We start from the raw sequence: 16,657 nt of genomic DNA, 5'->3' as shown, positions 1-16,657 counted from the left end.
ACTTCCTGCACATACTGCAATGGTCGTCGCCCAAAAGAAACTTATAGACTTCTTTAGCCTGCTAAAATGAAAAGAAATATGTCCAATTTTGGAATCATACTTCTTCTTTTTTTGTCCATGCTTTTGGCGTCGAAAACAGGTTTCTTTCAGTTACAATTTTTTTATTCTTTCCTGTAATGTTGTTTGTCGCATGCGCTTCTGCTTAAGCTTTACCTGCGTTTCAAACAAGCTTTTATTTCCAATGATATATAGCTTCTTTTTAGCACGTGATATTGCTGTATACAAAAGACGCTTCTCTAACATATTCTTCGCATTTACATCCACAATGCAGAATACTGTTTGATATTCATTACCCTGTGATTTATGCACACTAATGCACCATGCATGTTTTAAATAATAGAGAAAATCGGTTGAAAAATCAACAATCGCATTTGTAAAATCCACCGAAATTACGTTCTGTTTTGTATCAATCTCTACAATTGTACCAATATCTCCATTAAACACATCATCATCCGGTAGATTCTTTAGTAACATAACCTTATCATTCTCTCTAAAGATTGTTGTTCCTACCTTGATTTGATTCTTTTGCGGACTCTTCGGATTAAATAAGACCTGCATCTGTCGATTGATCTCATCAATGCCTGCGGCTCCCTTGTACATAGGCGCTAAGATCTGCATGGAATCTAGATCCATGTCTTTTACATAATCAATCAGTGCATCCATGATTTTTGGTGTTGTTCGTTCAACAAACTCTACCCCATCCTCATAATGACAAGGTGTTTCTTCACGAATCTCTTTAGCCAAAGTCACAATTCCAGATCCATTGGACTGTCTAAAAATCTTCTTTAAATGTACTGTATCAATTGTACCTGATTGAATGAGATCCTGTAAGACTTTACCAGGACCCACACTCTCCAACTGGTCTTCATCTCCAATGAGTAAAATACGACAATGGTTTGGTAAAGCCTTTAGTAGTTGCGCAAACAAATGGGTATCCACCATACTAAACTCATCCACAATAATAAAATCCACATCTAACGGTTCTTCTTCATTCTTCCCAAATGAATTATCGTCTAGATTCCATTGCAACAAAGAATGAATGGTTCTCGAATCACAATTGGATAGTTGAGCCAAACGCTTACTTGCCCTTCCTGTAGGAGCACATAGCTGAATATTCACATCTGGAAACATATCCTTGGCAATTTCTAAGATTCCCTTTACTGTGGTTGTTTTACCAGTACCTGGACCACCCGTCAAAATCATGAATGAACGATCAAAGAACAATTGAATCGCATCCTTTTGTTCCTGATCATACGTTATCGCAAGACTAAATTCGACTTGTTTAATTTTATCTTCGACATCTATCTGCTCCACATTAAATAAATGCTTCTTTAATTCCTTGGCAATCGTAACCTCATCCTCATATAGCGTAAAAGGATAAATACGCATATTTTCTACATACAAGTACTGCATTGAAACCAAGCGATCAATACTTTCCTGAATAGTTGTTTCATCTACACCACGAACATTTTGAAACATGGTCGCAAAAGTAATATATGTATTTCCTGTGGCCATAGAAAGCTGTCTGGCTAATTCATAGATATACGCATCTAATCTTCTTGGATCATCATTCGATATACCTATGGCCTGTGCCATTTTGCATGCTGTTTTATAGCCAAAGCCATACACTTCATAATATGGCCTAAAACAATCCTCTTCAATCACATCCAAAACATTATCATATGTATCCAACAACATCTGAATCTGTCTAGGACTTAAGCCATACTTTAATAGCTTGGCATACGCCTCATTAAACCCCGTAAATTCCTGGATTCCCTTTTGGATGATCAAAATCTTTTTAGCAGAAAGATTAGGTACTTCATGTAAAAGCTTAGGATTGTCATGAATTTGTTCTAAACAATTCTCGCCCAACGTTTCATAAATACTTTCCGCCGTTTTCTTTCCAATCGTAGGAAAGTTTTCACCACACAAAAAATGAATAATCGCATCTGCATGACTCGGCAATTTTTTCTTAGCCATATCCACACGAAATTGCTCCCCATATTTGGGATGCTTTACATATTCACCTTCAAGTACATACTCCTGATCTTCAATCGGATCTTCAATTCTTCCTGCAGCTGTAAATGTATGATATGTTTTTAATTCTGAAAAACCTGCAACGACATAATGATTGGCTCTATTTTCAAATATGATATATTCAAGTCTAGCCTCGATGTCCATTTGCCGTCTCCATGATCAATTGATTTAAGTTTTTACCGTCCTTAAACGCTTCTTCAATTACACCGCCACCAATGCATTTATCACCATCATAGAATACAGCTTCCTGACCCTCAGTTACAGACGCAATGGTCTGAGGATATTTAACTAAGACACTTGTATCATCAATTCTTTCAATTTCAATATCCTGATCCTTTTGACGATATCTAAACTTACAAGTACATTTTGAAGGAATCTCATCTAAGCTTGGCAAGATCCAGTTGATTCCTTTGACAATACAAGAATCTGAATATAATAAGTCTCTTTGATCCGTACGACATACATAAAGAATGTTTTTTACAACATCCTTACCCACTACAAACCAAGGCCCCTTTTCATGATCAATATTCAATCCCTTTCTTTGTCCAATCGTGTAATACAATACGCCCACATGACGCGCAATAACTTTCCCCGTATTTACATCCACTATATCTCCATCCTTGCTAGGAAGATAATTGGATAAGAATTGTCTAAAATTTCTTTCTCCAATAAAGCAAATCCCCGTACTATCCTTCTTTGTCGCAACCGACTCTAAATTCAATTCCGAAGCAATTTGACGAATCTCTGGCTTTTCTAAGTTTGCCAATGGAAAAATGGTTTTGGCAATCTTACTCTTCTCTACCTGACACAAGAAATACGTTTGATCCTTATTCTGATCCTTTGCACGAGTCAAATATGTAAAGCCATTCTCTTCCTCTTTGTTTGAAGCATAATGTCCTGTTGCCACCTTATCAAAACCTTGTTTCATGGCATATTCAAAAAAAGAATCAAACTTAATATACTTATTACATAGAATATCTGGATTTGGCGTACGCCCCTTCTCATATTCACTCAAGAAAGTTTTAAATACGTTATCCCAATATTCCTCAATAAAATCCACACGTTGTAAAGGCAAATCTAAATGATTCGCAACCGCAAGCGCATCTAAATAATCCTGTTCCTGAGGACAAGTATCATCCTTGATTGTAGGATTACCTGCGATATCATTATTCGCAAAGCTATCCCAGTTACGCATAAAACAACATGTTACATCATATCCCTGTTTTTTTAATAAATAAGCCGCAACCGCAGAATCTACGCCACCACTTAATCCAACTAATACTTTCATACATTGCCTCCATAGTTAAAAAAATTATATCATAAAAAAAGATCAAGCCCGAATAACTTGATCAACAATTCAAAATGGTGCCCAGGGCCGGACTCGAACCGGCACGGTATCGCTACCGGTGGATTTTGAGTCCACTGCGTCTACCAATTTCACCACCCGGGCAAAAGTAATATTCAATTTTAAAAATGGTGCCCAGGGCCGGACTCGAACCGGCACGGTATCGCTACCGGTGGATTTTGAGTCCACTGCGTCTACCAATTTCACCACCCGGGCATTGCTTGGATATTATACCAAAAGATAGAATGTCATGCAAGGATTTTTTTAAAAAAGCCACTAATAAGTGGCTATTTCAATAAATCTAAAATTTCGTCCTCACTCTTAGACAATGACTTAGAAACAAATTCTAAACTCATACCATTTGAAAGCATGATCTGAATCATCTTTTTTATTTCTTGATTCATCTGATTAACTTTCTTACCCGATTCATCTAATATTCTTGCCGTTTCTTGTTGCACCTTTCTTGCTTCTTCTTGCGCTTTTTGAAGCTCTTCAAGTTCAAGTTGTCGTTCCATTCGTTCTTCATTTTCATGTAGTTTTCTAAAATCTTCTATTATTTTCTTCCAACCATCATCCGATATGGTTTCGACACGCTTTTCTATCATTATCAATCAAATTCACATTGAAGAACACCAAGACAATTGTTTCCTTTAATTCTCCATAATATTTTCCTTCTAATTGTTGCGAACCATGCAGCCTGGCCAAATAATAACTAAAACGAATTGGTAGATTGTCTTTGGTTTGTCGTAGCTGCATCTCTAAATCCACTGTTGTACAATCATCAAAATCAACCAACAGATCCAAACGAGGACTTTTCATTTTACTAAAGTCTTTTACCATTTCTGAATTTTTTACAACAACACGATTCACATTCCTTTCTAAAAATACGGTAAGTAACGATTTTAAGGCATCATTAGCCTCTTTACAATCTTCTCCAAAAATATATTTAAAGGCAAAGTCATTTAATAAATTTGCACTACGCATGAGCACACCTTTCTAGTAGTTTTTTTTCTACATACTCTTTTACGAAATTTATTAAACATTTTTTAAAGAAAATGAAAAAAATGCATCCATTAAACAGATGCATTATAGTAAGCATTAATATCACTTTCTGAAATATAGCCACATTCAGCCATGGCCCTTAAAACAGAAAGCTGCTTTTGTTTGGCCGCCTCAAAATGATACACCAAATCATAATTACTTGGAGACTGTGGAATTCCCGCTAATAAAGAAGCTTGTGCCACTGTTAAATCCTCTGGATACGTATCTAGATAGCCAATACTAGCTTCATAGATACCCGTATAGTTATTTCCATAATTAATCACATTGACATAAAGCGTAACAATTTCATTTTTTGAATAATGCTTCTCTAAGTACTTAGCAACAAAAAATTCCGTACTTTTACGATCCCATGTACTATCAAACATTTCATACAAATTCTTCGCTAACTGCTGCGTAATCGTAGAACCTCCACTTTTTAATAGATCGTCATCAAATTGCGATACAGCCGCACGTACAAGGCCAATATAATCAACACCACCATGATCATAAAATCTACGATCCTCAATTGCGATTGTTGCACGAATCAGCTCTGGTGATATATCCTCATAGCTTACATAGTTTGGTGAAGACATCACATTACTAACGACTTGATCAACTGATTCTTGTTGTGTCAGCTCTAAATAACCCCAGTAGCCCTTACCAAAAAAGATGCCCACAAAGGCAATAATTAAGATCAATAATAACTTAAATATAAACTTAACAAACTTTTTCATACCTAAACATTAACACAAAGAAAAAGACTTGTAAAATTACAAGTCCGTAAGATTAGTCTTTTAAAGTAACATGTGTATCATCCTTGAAGATTGAATTTGCCGCAATCTGACCACGTACACGAGATAGTGGATACACATTTGTATGAGGACCAATGATTGTTCCTGGACACAACACAGAATTACATCCAACTTCTACATAATCTCCCATAAAAGCACCAATTTTTCTTAATCCCGTTTCAAATTCTTCAACCACATTATAATTTTCATCTTTTCTACGCAATGTGATATTGTTTCTTGCACTCTTCAAATTACTTGTGATACCACCCGCACCTAAATGTGAATGATATCCCAAAATACTATCCCCAACATAGTTATAGTGTGGTGTTTCTACATTATCAAACAAAATGCAGTTCTTTAATTCAACACTATTTCCAACTACACAATTTGCACCTACCAAAGCACTTCCACGAACAAAGGCACAATGACGAACCTCTGTTTCCGGGCCAATAATGCATGGAGCTCCTAAATAGGCACTTTCAAATACATGTGCACTTTTATGTACCCATACATGCTCCTTAACTTCAACATAATCTTCACCTAGATTTTTTCCTAATTCTAAAATCAATTCCTTGATTCCAGCTAAGGCTTGCCAAGGATACTCAAACTGTACTAAGTAATCACTTGCCAAAGTGTGGTTTAAATCATATAACTCACTAATTTTATACATACAACTTCCTTCTTTCTTACCATTCAGGCTCATACTTAAATTCAACCTGAATCTGATCTTCATCTATATTCAAAATCGCATAGCTACAAGGCTTTCCATCTCTTGCGTGCGATAAAGATCCTGGATTTAATAATAACACACCATCTACCTTTTCTACATACGATACATGTGTATGTCCAAAACAGACGATATCACAATTAAGCTCTTTAGCTCTTCGAGCCAGTTGTTCACTTCTTGAATAATATGAAAAACGATGCGAATGCGTTACATAAATACGATGGTTGCCAATGGGAATTTGTCTTTCATTTTCGAATCGTCCAAAATAATCATTGTTCCCACGAACGATGATATAGCCAGGAAAATACATTGGATCCCCTTCTAAATCCCCACAATGAATAAACAAACCTGCATCCGGATGTTTTTCTTGAATCGTTTTTAATATATCATTTCTTCCATGTGAATCACTCACAACTATTATTTTCATAAAAACTCCTACTCTAGCTCATCAGGAAAAGACACTTGTTCCATGACCTTATAGCTGTCATGCATATATTTTGCCATCTTCTTTCCTACGTAGCGAAGTACAAAAGGCTGATACCAATGCCCCGTCTTTTTTTCCTGCTCTTTTTCATAACGAATCACAAATCCATAGCGATATGCATTTTCCGCAAGCCACTCCATTCGATTTTTAACTTCATCTGACAACTCTTCGTCTAGTAGCGCATAATCCATATCTTCATTTAAGTGTTCCTTACAAAGATGAATCCACTCATCTTGCCCTTCAAAGACTACCGTATATCCAAGCTGCTGCTCATTTTTACCTGCATTGTACATATACTTATCTACGCCATCATATTCTTTTGATGCGTTGACATATTGGTCCATGATTTGTTCATAGCTTAAATACCCACTAGTCAATGTCAAATGATCCTGCTCATTCATAACAGATGCATAGGCATCCATCATATTCTGTAAATCCTCCACTAGAACACTTTGAATCATTATCCCATTAAAGGAAGTAATTTTTTCCGGTGCAAATTTATAGACCGTATTTTCCTGATTCAAAACAACATACGGATTGGTAGGATCCGCAACCAATCTTAAATCCGAATACAAGACAGCCTCATTTTCATAGAAGGTTGTCAAATCTAAATAAGAATAGTGTGACAACAACTCCTTCAAAGACTCATATGAAAAATTCTTGCGAAAACGATTCACAAAATTGACAATGTATTCATTATCTGCATCCTGTGTTTCTTTAGCTTCTTTATAATATAACGTGTTCTTTAAATTAAAGTCTTTTAACTCGACAAAATCCATAAATTTATCAGGCGATATATGCTGATTCACCAAATAATCAATATCGTCACTATCAAAATACTTTAATAAGATTTCTCGATTCTCATCCGTTGTATATGGATATCGCGCTAACGGATCATACGACTTATCCATTGTATATAGGCAATACAATCCGACAGCTAAACAAACCACAATTAAAAGGACACGTGCTCTTAATTCTTTTTTAGTAATCAAAATATGCACCTCACGCAAAACATTATACTAAACTATCAATTCTCATGCAAACGAGCATAGAGAATCTTAGCCACATCCTCTGGAATCACTTCACTTAACTCTTCTACGCTTGCCTGACGCATTTGTTTCATACTCTTAAATCGTTTTAATAATTCCTCTTTACGCTTAGGACCAATACCGGATACCGTATCCAATACCGATTTTGTCATCGACTGATCTCGAAGCTTTCTATGATAAGTAATCGCAAAGCGATGCACCTCATCCTGCATACGCGTCAAAAGGAAGAATAAGCTCGATTTTGAATCAATTGGAATCTCATTCAGATTAGCATCCATTAAAGCTCGAGTAGCATGCTTATCATCCTTTACTAAACCTGCCACACGAAGATTTAATTGAAGCATATCTATAATTTCTTTGGCCGCATTGATTTGCAGGGCACCTCCATCTACCAATAATAAATCAGGCATAGGCTGATGCTCCTTCAACAAACGAAAATATCTACGATAGATAACCTCTTTCATACTGTCCACATCACTTCGATAGCCATCTAATTTATAATGACGATACGAATTCTTATCTGGAACTCCATCCTTAAACACAACTAAACCACTTACATTAAACGTACCCTGAATGTGTGAGTTATCAAACATCTCTACCGTATGAATATCGGCATTAAAGATTTTTGACAACATCTCATTCGCCTTTTTCAACTCATTATCCTTACGGAATACCAATTGAAATTTTTGTTCATGCGCTTCCTTCGCATTCTTATAAACCAAATCAATCAATTTTTTCTTTTCTCCACGAATCGGAATATGCACATTGGTATCTAAAGCTTCCTTTAAAACATCCACAGGCGTGCCTTGTGGAACTAAAATCTCTCTAGGAATCACATTCTTTTCATAATACTGCATTATAAAGCTTGTAAAGGCATCCATCTCATCTTCATATAAAGGCGTAATCGACATATTTCGTTCCAACAATTTTCCTTGTCGAATGAAGAAACCTTGAAAAGAGATATAACCAGAATCCACATAATATCCAAACACATCACGATTGGCGCGGTCTTTAAAGTCAATCGTCTGTTTTTCAATGACATGCTCCAACGCTTGAATCGTATTATAGATTTCCTGTGCCTTTTCAAACTGCAAATTCTCACTCGCCTCTAACATCCTTGCCTGCAAAGAATCCATGACTTCCTTAGTATCTCCCTGTAAGAATTTCTTGATCTTCTTACGCGTCTTTTCATTTTCCTTTGGATCAATCTCATGAATACATGGACCTAAACACTGATGCATATGATAGTACAAACATGGCGTATCTGGTATATGACGACATTTACGTACGCAAAAAATTTGATTGATCAACCTCACAATTTCATAGGCCGACTGACTACTTGGATATGGTCCAAAATATTCACTCTTTTTACTTTTAATGTTACGCGTTGTACGAACCACAAAATTATTTTCCTTTGTGATTTCAATATATGGATAGGTCTTATCATCCATAAACATGATATTGTAAGGCGGCATATGCTTCTTAATTAAATTGATTTCTAATAATAAAGCTTCCTTTTCACTGCCTGTCACAATAAATTCAAAATCACGAATATGCGAAACCAAACGCGTCGTTTTATTATTGTGCGTACCATGAAAATAAGATCGAACACGATTCTTTAGCACCTTTGCCTTACCCACATATAAGATATTCTGATTCTCATCTTTCATGATATAACAACCAGGAGAATCTGGAAGTAAGGCTAATTTATCTTGTAAATGTTTAGAAATACTCATTTTATCCCCTACTTTAACAATACAATAGTGGCACCAAGTCCACCTTCACTTGGTCCAGCACTTGTAAATTTCGAAACATTTGGCTGTTTCTTTAAATCCTTCCATACAGCCGTACGCAATGCACCTGTACCCATACCATGTATAATACGTACTTGTTTAATATGTTTCACAACCGCTTGATCTAAATATTTATCTAAAGCTGCAATACCTTCTTCAACACGCATTCCAATTAGATTCAATTCTAATGGGAAACGGCTTGAAACCGATTCTACATGTGCCTTATAGCTAGTCTTTTTTATTTGCGGTTTATGCATAGGCTCTAGCTTAGAAAGCTTAACCTTCATCTTCATTCCATTCGTTAATACAGTCGCTTCATTTCTTCGGATATCCACAATTTCACCATGTGAATTCAAGCCTGTGATTTTTACGTAATCACCCACCTTGAATTCCTTTTTCTCTTCGACTTCTTCTACCACACTCTCATTTAAAAGATCCAATTCATGCATTTTCTCAATCTGTTTATGTTGCTTACCTGTCTTTTCCTTACGAAGAACCGTTAGAATTTCTTTGGCCTCTGCCTTTTTCTTTTCTAACATCTCATTCAACTGTTCTTGATACGATGCATCCAGTTCAGCCTTACGCTTTTCGATTTCCTTTTCCTTTTCATACGCCTCTTTTTGTACACGATGCGCATCTTCAATCAATGCGTTAAAACGCTCTTTTTGTTTCAAAACATCATTTTGTAGTTTTTCCAGCTTCTCTAATTCTTTTTCTGTCTGCTTTTCATTTTCATTCTTTAGAAAATCAGCTCTCTCTAAAATGGACTCATCCAAGTGATATTCTCTGGCAATATGAAATGCATAACTAGCACCAGATACACCAGGAATATATTTATAGGTAGGTTTCAATGTTTCAGGATCAAACTCCACACTCGAAACCAATACAGAATCATTAGCTTTTCCATAGGTTTTTACCTGTGAATAGTGCGTTGAAGTAATAATCGTGCTTTTCTTAGAAATCAAATATTCTAAAATAGCCACCGCAAGACTAGCTCCTTCCAAAGGATCTGTACCATTTCCAATTTCATCCAGTAAGATAAAGCTATTTTCATTACTCTTATGACAAATCATAGAAAGTCTTGAGATATGGCTTGAGAATGTCGATAAATTATTTTCAATCGACTGATGATCTCCAATATCAAAATACATCGATTGATAAAAAGGAAAAATAGCTTTGTGACACAGCACAGGAAAAGCTGCATGTGCAAGGGCTACAAATAATCCAATCGTCTTTAACGTAACGGTTTTTCCACCCATATTCGGACCTGAAATCATTAGACATGCCTGTCTATCATTTAATTCATATGTATTCGGCACTACTTTCTTTTCATCAATCAACGGATGCTTGGCATGCTCTAAATATAAAGAATGATCTCTTGATTGTAGAGATGGAATACACCCATCATAGCGCACGGCCCATTTGGCCTTTGTGAAGGCAACATCAATAATGGTTAATGTTTCTAATGCCGAAGTTAAAGATAATGTATTTTTCTTAACCTGCACTGACAATTCCTTACAAATTCTTTTCTTCTCTTCTTCAATACGAATCATTAAGGAAGAAATTTCATTATTATCTGACACAAAGCTAGATGGCTCTACATAATAAGCTAAACCAGAGCTAGATTGTCCATGAATCATGCCGCCAAAGGCATTCTTGTCTTGGGCACGCACCAACACAACCACACGACCAGATACGGTTGTCGTCATATTTTCCATTAGTTTTGAGCTATTCTTCTTTAAAAACTGTCTAGATTTAGATTGTAACGCAAGACGTGTATCCACTAACGCCTTATGCATACTCTTTAAAGCTGGTGTAGCATCCTCCTTTACAGAACCTGTTAAATCAATTTTTGAAATAATTGAATCCATTAATCGCGAACACCCATCCATGGATTGGGCTAAGCCTGTTAATTCAGGATAGTCCGATGAATCCAAGCTTTGTTTGGCTTGCTTAACAGCTGTTAAAAAATGATAGATGGAAATCAATTCTTTACTTGTCAAAGTCATTTGTTTAGAAGCTTTTGAGACAGGCATAGAAATATCATTGGCTCCAGATAAAGATAGAAGTCCACCTGCCTGTTCAAATTGAATCGCTTCCTTAGCATAATTTAATTGTGCTTGTATTTCTAATTTATCAAAAAAAGGCAACGCATTTAAAATCTTTTCTTTTGCGCATGAAAAGCTAGAAAATGCTGATATCTGTGTTAATACACTTGAATAGTCAATTGCCTGGTTTAATTCATCTCTAAAATTTTGTTTCATAAAATACTCCATTCGAGAATATTCTAACACAAAATTTATGGTAAACTAAATAAGGTGATTAAAATGGCAACATTAACAAAGGAAATGTCAAAAGATGAAATCCTTCATTTAAAGGAACGTCTAACTAAATTTATATTAAAGGAAAGCACACCTCAATATACATACTACCAAATCAAAACGAAGGAGTGTACGATTACAGCCTATACAAGTGGCAAAGTTGTATTTCAGGGGGCTGACCTTTCTTGGTTAGAGCCTACAACCCCTCATAAAGAAGCGCAAGACCAGGCTGGAAGCGATGAAGTAGGTACCGGCGATTATTTTGGTCCTGTCGTCGTAGCAAGCTGCATTGTCACAAAAGAAGCTCGAGAAAAGCTAGCCCATCTAGGCATACAGGATTCTAAGCAGGTAGATGATGCAAAGATTCGTAAATTAGCACCTATTATCAAGGAAGTGTGTCCTCATAGTATTTTGGTTGTACCTAATACAAAATATAATGATATGCATGATACTTGTAACATGGTCGATATGAAGTGTCGCCTGCACAACCAGGCTTATGTAAACCTTGTTCATAAGGGATACACTCTACCTAAACAAATTGTTATCGATCAGTTTGTTCAGGAAAAAAGTTATTATCGCTATTTAAAAAGCTTCCCTGAAGTGATTCATGGAATCACATTTGAGACAAAGGCCGAAAACAAATATCTAGCTGTAGCTTGTGCGAGCATCTTAGCTCGTAATGCTTTTCTAGAAACATGGGATTTAATGGAAGAAAAATATGATTTTAAATTCGAAAAAGGTGCTGGAAATAGAGTAGATGCTTGTGGCAAGGCATTTGTAAAAAAATTTGGAAAAGAAAAGCTTTACCAAGTGGCAAAGCTTCATTTTAAAAATACACAGAAGATTGGAGCTTAATTTCCAATCTTTTTTATCGTTTTCTTCGATCATTTTCAGCCAAAGAATAATAATGCTTTTTATCTTCATACATCTTTTGATCAGCTTCTTGTAGAATTTCAGATAGATTTGTACACGTTTCTTTCCATACACAACCTGTCGCAACACTAATTTCAAGTTCTTTCATGCGATTAAGTAATTTTAAATATTGATCAAAGAATAAAAGTTCAGATACATCTTGTTCAATGACCACAAATTCATCTCCACCCACACGATATGAATTGTCTAAGAAGATTTCCTGTAATACATACGATGCTGTAATAATCAATGTATCTCCTGCGATATGTCCCATCTTATCATTTACTTCTTTTAATCCATTTAAATCCAAATAAATAACACCTAAAGAATGAAGTTCTTTGTTTCTATTCTGCTCTATATATTCATTGAAATGATTGCGATTTTGGGCATACGTTAAAGAATCCACATAACTTAAATTCTTTAGTTTTGCCTTCTCTTTTTCTCTTGCCATAGCCGTTTTTATAAAGAAGCATAAAGATTCTAAAAAATCCTTTTGATAGTAATTTTGTTTCGGATTATCAACCGCAAATACACCATTGATCTGTTTATCATCCATAAATGGCACAACAATAATGCTGTGAATTTTTTGTTGAATAAAACTCGAATAAATTGGACTCGCTACAGAAATTTCATTTGTCACATCATCAATATAATATGATTTTTGAGTTTCAAAGAATTGATTCACTAAATCCATATGTTCTAAACATAATCGAACCATGTTCTCAACATGAATGTCATCATATTGTTTTCCATATTCATAGATACCATTTGTCTTTTTATTGTCCATATCTAAATCTAGTACGTAACATCTTTGTGCTTGATAGAATTCGCAAATAATTTGAAGAATCTCATCAATAGAACGTTTTTGATCAGCACTATTTGATAATATACGAACACATTGAATCAACGTATTGGATACATTTAAATCTTCAGACAATTCATGCGATTTTAAAGAAATTCTACGCACCTTTTTGATATAGAATCCACAATACAATAAGAGAATCACAATTTCACAAATAACCATAATCATATAATTCTGCTTCAACATTAATGTACTCGCAAAGGCAACATTTTCACTTACTGTAATCAATAATTCCCAATTATATATTTTGACAGGTTTATAAATCAGATATTGATTAATATTTCCCTTCTTAAAAGTCACAACACCTGATTTAAGTGAATTGATTGCCTTTACAACATTTTTCTTAGATGTTAACAATTTAAAATCCGTATCCGAAGCAATATTATCAATATTCATATCTTTATTATCCATCACAACCTGTCCATCGGTTGTATCAATAATTAAGTTATGTGTCTTCCCATTTAATATTGGTGTATAAAACTTCTCATCCAATGTATCACATTGGATTACACCGACTAAATAAGCTACGACTGAATCATTTTGTAGAATTGGCACATAATAATTCACACTTCGCTCATTTGTCAAAGTATCTGTATGAACTAGATCCATATATTCTGCCGTTGAATTTAATATCAAAAATTCATTAGAATAGATTTGTTGAACATCGTCATGCAACGTATACAACGTATTATTCTTCATCAATAAATCAACACGTTCAAACAATGATACATCTTCAAAAGTAGCAAGTCTACCTCTATATTCTTCATATGTAGGTAAATGATCTTCATTTGAAAAATCTTTACCAATTAAGCGTAAATAATTCAAATCATCATTCACGCGACTTTGAATACTTTGAATCATTGCTTCACTTGCATTTTCTAATCGATTCCAGCATTCCTTTTCTTCTTGTTTTAAGCTTATATTGTACGTTGTGACAGTCAATGCCAATATTAAAATTAAAACAACAAGCGTAGGCATTAACTGAGATAATTGTTTTTTCATAACCATTTCCTTTATTCTTGTCTAAATTATACACCATGTGAACAATTGTTACAAAGTATAAATCTAACCAACAAGAAAAGGAGTAGCGCTATGCTACCCCAAATCTTTGATTTCATTAAGCTTGTTGTGCTTGTTCGTCTTCATCATCGTCATCGACGTTTTTCCATTTACGTCCTACGAAGAATACTACGATTTGTACCAATCCAATAACAACCATCCAAATTGTCCATTGATCTGTCCATGTCCATGCTAGACTCATATCTTCAGTTACTAGGAAGAATACAACAGATACGATTGCGATTAGAACTGCAAGTACGCGAGTGAATAATCCACGTTTCTTTTCTTGTTCTTGTTCTTCGTCTTCATTTGTAGTTGCTTGTTGTTTTGTTTCATCATCCTCTTCTTCGTCATCTTCATCTTTATGACGTTTACTAATCAACAACAACAATCCGAATAATACTGTTACGATTGCACAGATCAAGTTCATCAATGCCCAGAATCTCTGTGTCTTTGCCTTTGGCGTCTTTTCTTTTTCAACCTTTTCTTCTTTCGGTTCTGCCTTAGGTGTCCTATCCTTTTCCACTGTCTCAGTTGGAGTAGGAGTAGGCTTAGGAATTACTCTTTGAACTACTGGCGGCATGCTTGGAGTTGTAGGTGTTGGAGCTGGAATTACTGGAGCTGTATCTCGTGTAACTGTTAATGTTCCAACAACCTTTGTAATGTCGTAGTTAGATGCCAATGTATTTTCATTCAACTTGTATTCGAATGCATTTGCACTGTCTCCAACCTCTGTTTGAGATCCAGTTACTTCATATGTAGCACCTTCACCCTTCGCAAATCCATCACCACTCACTGTAATGGATGTGTTTGTTAATGGATTGCCATCATAAGTCTTGCTTTCAGTAGCACTTGTTAATGTGATAGGACGTTTTGTGATCTTGTAAGCTTTAGCGAATGTTCCAGTGTAGTTGCCTTTACCTGTAACTGTAATTGTTACTGTTCCAGCATTGACTAAATCACCAGTGTAAGCCACTGCATATTCTGTTCCAGAAACTAATTCTTTACCCGTCTTAGCATCCTTTACAGTTAATAATTCTTTATGTTCTTGACCATCATACATTGAATCACTTGGTTCATTTACTGTAATGCCTGTCTTCTTTTCTTCTGGAGTATCTGGTTCATCCGGAATGATTGACTTCGCTTTTACAGTTAAATCACCGATTGATACCTTTTCAAGTTTGTAATTTGTCTCAATTGCTGAACCATTCCACTTCAAGCTATACGTGTTCTTTGAAGTACCCTCATCAATTCGACTACCTGTTGTTGTAAATTCTACTGTTTCACCAGAAATAATACCCTTAACCTTACCACCAGCTGTTAATGCAGTTCCATCATAAACCTTTGTCGCAGATTCTGTTGTTACTGTATAAGCCTTAGGCGTGATTTTATAAGCTCTAGTTACAGTTCCAGTATAATTTCCAATACCAGTAATTGTCACATCGATTGCACCCACATTTGTAAAATCAGATGTTGCATATTCTACTGTGTAATCTGTACCTTCAACTAAAGCATTTCCTTCTTTATCTACAACTGTAGGAGACCACTTGTGTTCCTTGCCATCATAGACTTCATCACTTGGATTACTGATTTCAATTCCTAAATAATTAGGATTTGGTTTTTTTGGATCTTCACCAGGATCGATTGTCTGTTCAGTGACTGTTAATGTTCCAATAACCTCTTCTTTTAACTTGTAGTTTTTACTTGAAGCTTTCTTCCACTCTAATTCATACGTATTAAGAGTTGAACCAACATCCGTCTGACTACCTGTTGTATGAACAACAACCACTTCACCATCCACGATACCTTCAATTTTACCACCAGCTGTCAATGCAGTTCCATCATATGTCTTTTCAGCACTATCTGTTGTCACTGTATATTCTCTTGGTGTGATCTTATATCTCTTAGTAAATTCGCCTGTATAGTTTCCGATACCTTTGACTTCAATCTTCACTGTTCCAACATTGACTACATCACCTACATATGTCAATGTGTAATCTTTGTTTTCTACTAGATCCTTACCTGTCTTTGTATCTCTTACTGTCAATGCATTTACATGTGCTTCTCCATTATAGATTGAATCCGCTGGATCTGTAGCTGTAATGCCGGTCTTCTCGTCTTCTGGATCGATTGACTTAGGAGTGATTGTTAACTTTCCATCCTCTACTCTGAATGT

12 protein-coding genes, 2 tRNA genes and 1 pseudogene are annotated in these 16,657 nt (G+C 35.5%); 1 reads left to right on the top strand and 14 read right to left on the bottom strand.

What is annotated here, in order from left to right; translation table 11 throughout:
* Positions 1-150 precede the first annotated feature (150 nt).
* The 12 genes from DWY01_RS09070 to DWY01_RS09020 form a co-directional block, all read right to left on the bottom strand.
* Positions 151-2,241, bottom strand: coding sequence for an ATP-dependent RecD-like DNA helicase (locus DWY01_RS09070; protein WP_117995807.1), 2,091 nt, complete (start codon positions 2,239-2,241; stop codon positions 151-153).
* Entirely contained in the window at positions 2,225-3,385 is a 1,161-nt protein-coding gene (gene mnmA / locus DWY01_RS09065; protein ID WP_117995806.1) for a tRNA 2-thiouridine(34) synthase MnmA, read from the bottom strand. Before mnmA ends, DWY01_RS09070 begins: the two co-directional genes overlap by 17 nt.
* A 75-nt stretch (positions 3,386-3,460) precedes the next feature.
* Positions 3,461-3,547, bottom strand: a tRNA-Leu gene (locus DWY01_RS09060).
* A 24-nt stretch (positions 3,548-3,571) separates the two neighbouring features.
* Positions 3,572-3,658 (bottom strand) — tRNA-Leu (locus DWY01_RS09055).
* Between the two features lie 71 nt (positions 3,659-3,729).
* Positions 3,730-4,047: a hypothetical protein gene (locus DWY01_RS11680; RefSeq protein WP_199519941.1), complete on the bottom strand. Its 318-nt coding sequence runs from the start codon at positions 4,045-4,047 to the stop codon at positions 3,730-3,732.
* A complete protein-coding gene (locus DWY01_RS11675) occupies positions 4,013-4,426 on the bottom strand; it encodes a PD-(D/E)XK nuclease family transposase (RefSeq protein ID WP_199519940.1) in 414 nt (137 codons plus the stop codon). Before DWY01_RS11675 ends, DWY01_RS11680 begins: the two co-directional genes overlap by 35 nt.
* An 89-nt stretch (positions 4,427-4,515) precedes the next feature.
* Positions 4,516-5,217, bottom strand: coding sequence for a biosynthetic peptidoglycan transglycosylase (locus tag DWY01_RS09045; protein ID WP_117995805.1), 702 nt, complete (start codon positions 5,215-5,217; stop codon positions 4,516-4,518).
* A gap of 52 nt (positions 5,218-5,269) precedes the next feature.
* Complete coding sequence (locus DWY01_RS09040) at positions 5,270-5,944, bottom strand: UDP-N-acetylglucosamine pyrophosphorylase (RefSeq protein ID WP_117995804.1); 675 nt, start codon at positions 5,942-5,944, stop codon at positions 5,270-5,272.
* A gap of 16 nt (positions 5,945-5,960) precedes the next feature.
* Positions 5,961-6,428, bottom strand: coding sequence for a metallophosphoesterase (locus DWY01_RS09035; protein ID WP_117995803.1), 468 nt, complete (start codon positions 6,426-6,428; stop codon positions 5,961-5,963).
* 8 nt (positions 6,429-6,436) lie between these two features.
* Positions 6,437-7,477, bottom strand: coding sequence for a M15 family metallopeptidase (locus tag DWY01_RS09030; protein ID WP_199519939.1), 1,041 nt, complete (start codon positions 7,475-7,477; stop codon positions 6,437-6,439).
* Between the two features lie 35 nt (positions 7,478-7,512).
* The gene (gene uvrC / locus DWY01_RS09025; RefSeq protein WP_117995802.1) at positions 7,513-9,270 is read right to left on the bottom strand and encodes an excinuclease ABC subunit UvrC; all 1,758 of its coding nucleotides are present in this window, start codon (positions 9,268-9,270) and stop codon (positions 7,513-7,515) included.
* Positions 9,271-9,278: 8 nt separating this feature from the next.
* Positions 9,279-11,591: an endonuclease MutS2 gene (locus DWY01_RS09020; RefSeq protein ID WP_158553694.1), complete on the bottom strand. Its 2,313-nt coding sequence runs from the start codon at positions 11,589-11,591 to the stop codon at positions 9,279-9,281.
* A 63-nt stretch (positions 11,592-11,654) separates the two neighbouring features.
* Between DWY01_RS09020 and rnhC the strand changes: the two genes are divergently transcribed.
* Positions 11,655-12,503 (top strand): ribonuclease HIII, encoded by an 849-nt coding sequence (gene rnhC / locus DWY01_RS09015; RefSeq protein ID WP_117995800.1) that lies wholly within the window; start codon positions 11,655-11,657, stop codon positions 12,501-12,503.
* A gap of 13 nt (positions 12,504-12,516) precedes the next feature.
* On the opposite strand, the gene DWY01_RS09010 is transcribed toward rnhC, so the two are convergent.
* Positions 12,517-14,424, bottom strand: coding sequence for a diguanylate cyclase domain-containing protein (locus DWY01_RS09010; protein ID WP_158553693.1), 1,908 nt, complete (start codon positions 14,422-14,424; stop codon positions 12,517-12,519).
* 115 nt (positions 14,425-14,539) lie between these two features.
* Positions 14,540-16,657: pseudogene (locus DWY01_RS11565) on the bottom strand (hypothetical protein); the annotation flags it as partial.

This window comes from Eubacterium sp. AF22-8LB, assembly GCF_003458715.1.
Lineage (GTDB): Bacteria > Bacillota_I > Bacilli_A > Erysipelotrichales > Erysipelotrichaceae > Holdemanella.
The sequence above is the reverse complement of the archived record's forward strand: the minus strand, read 5'-3'. Positions and strand labels throughout refer to the sequence as shown.

Coding starts and splice junctions, on each gene's coding strand:
- DWY01_RS11675 (WP_199519940.1), bottom strand. CDS start 4,426: ATGCGTAGTGCAAATTTATTAAATGACTTTGCCTTTAAATATATTTTT.
- DWY01_RS09020 (WP_158553694.1), bottom strand. CDS start 11,591: ATGAAACAAAATTTTAGAGATGAATTAAACCAGGCAATTGACTATTCA.
- DWY01_RS09035 (WP_117995803.1), bottom strand. CDS start 6,428: ATGAAAATAATAGTTGTGAGTGATTCACATGGAAGAAATGATATATTA.
- rnhC (WP_117995800.1), top strand. CDS start 11,655: ATGGCAACATTAACAAAGGAAATGTCAAAAGATGAAATCCTTCATTTA.
- DWY01_RS11680 (WP_199519941.1), bottom strand. CDS start 4,047: ATGATAGAAAAGCGTGTCGAAACCATATCGGATGATGGTTGGAAGAAA.
- DWY01_RS09045 (WP_117995805.1), bottom strand. CDS start 5,217: ATGAAAAAGTTTGTTAAGTTTATATTTAAGTTATTATTGATCTTAATT.
- DWY01_RS09040 (WP_117995804.1), bottom strand. CDS start 5,944: ATGTATAAAATTAGTGAGTTATATGATTTAAACCACACTTTGGCAAGT.
- DWY01_RS09010 (WP_158553693.1), bottom strand. CDS start 14,424: ATGAAAAAACAATTATCTCAGTTAATGCCTACGCTTGTTGTTTTAATT.
- mnmA (WP_117995806.1), bottom strand. CDS start 3,385: ATGAAAGTATTAGTTGGATTAAGTGGTGGCGTAGATTCTGCGGTTGCG.
- DWY01_RS09070 (WP_117995807.1), bottom strand. CDS start 2,241: ATGGACATCGAGGCTAGACTTGAATATATCATATTTGAAAATAGAGCC.
- uvrC (WP_117995802.1), bottom strand. CDS start 9,270: ATGAGTATTTCTAAACATTTACAAGATAAATTAGCCTTACTTCCAGAT.